Origin of the sequence: Bartonella sp. CE47NXGY, assembly GCF_042195415.1 — a bacterium.
Lineage (GTDB): Bacteria > Pseudomonadota > Alphaproteobacteria > Rhizobiales > Rhizobiaceae > Bartonella.
In genome coordinates, this window is sequence record NZ_JBHIOI010000142.1 from 1 (window position 1) to 1,302 (window position 1,302).

At 34.9% G+C, this 1,302-nt stretch carries 2 protein-coding genes; one reads left to right on the forward strand and one right to left on the reverse strand.

Going from position 1 to position 1,302, the window contains the following annotated elements:
• Nucleotides 1-384, forward strand: a 384-nt coding sequence (locus ACFIL3_RS10205; RefSeq protein WP_375682230.1) for a hypothetical protein, incomplete at its 5' end; no start/stop codon positions are given.
• Here the strand turns inward: ACFIL3_RS10205 and ACFIL3_RS10210 are convergent.
• Entirely contained in the window at nucleotides 368-913 is a 546-nt protein-coding gene (locus tag ACFIL3_RS10210; protein WP_375627969.1) for a hypothetical protein, read from the reverse strand. The genes ACFIL3_RS10205 and ACFIL3_RS10210 overlap by 17 nt on opposite strands.
• Between the last annotated feature and the right edge of the window lie 389 nt (nucleotides 914-1,302).

A 1,302-nucleotide genomic window follows, 5' to 3' on the forward strand; every position in this document is an offset into this window, starting at 1 on the left:
GGTACCTATATCGGGCGGCTTTGTTTGCAAGGCGTGATTACTCAAGAGCAATATGATGCCGCGCAACAATATCTACAGATAAGGAATAATTACCTTTGTGCAAAGGGCTTGCCTAATGCTATTTATGATGATGTTTCTACAAACTCAGACCCTAATAGCTTTGAGCAATGGGTTGAAAAAGCAACGCGTCATTATCAATCTGTTCACGAGGCAATAAAAGAGGCGCAACATCTCTATAGACAGTACAATCTTTATGCAGCGCTACAGTACCTTGTTAGTGAAGATCAAGAATTACTACATCTTGTGAGTTCGCTAAAGGTTGCTCTTAATGCGCTTCAAAAGTATTTTTCGCAAAATTATGTAACTATCAATAAAAGTGAATGATAAACTTATATAACGCTTCACTTTCATAATCTAGTTTATGAAGTTTTCTTTTATTTTCAATTATCCGCTTTTCAATTATAGGAAGGGCTTTCAGAATTTCTGATTCCTCCATATGGTTCTTAGATTGTTTTGCTTTATTTAGATCCTCTATTGCACTTATTTTTTGTAGCATACTGCCGGTTAAATCGCTAAAACTATTGTTTCTTTCCCACAGTATATCATGCCATTCTCTTATCATATTTACATGTTGTTCAAAACGTTCTTTTGATAAAGTCGACATGTTATGCAAGAAATATACTTCTTCTATCATTCTAATTTCTTTGAATCTTTTTTCCCACCATTCGTTTCCATGAATTAGGTGATTATGAAGTTCGGTTTTTAATTCTGTGGTTACTTTTGAACAGAATAACTTATTAAAAAATGAAGAAGATTCTTCAGAATTAGCATATCCATTTGAAGTGGATATAAAACACGTTGTAAAAAGTGCGATAATTAATACGCTTCTAAATAAAGATTTTTTTATAAACATCATTTCTACCTTATATGTCTACCTTAATGTGCACTTTATCTGTTTAACTGATTCACTTTGAAATTATCAATATGTGTTATTTTAGTGTTGACAAAGTGTAGCAAATCGTATTTAATGACAAATACGGCACTTGTCGTATTGTGTCTAGACGAGAGGCAGTGCAGTTTGGAATCCCCGCAAATGCGGGGTTTTTTATTATCTGGAGGGCGTATTTTATGACATCAGAAAATACACAGCAGGCTCCACAACCCATTAAAAAGCGTATACCACCAAAGGCAGGTCAAGGGCGTGTCAAAGGCGTTCCAAATAAAGTGACGCGCATTTTAAAAGAAGCAGTGGTTAAGGCTGCTGAGAATGCTGGGAATAAAATTGGCAATGATGGTTTGATC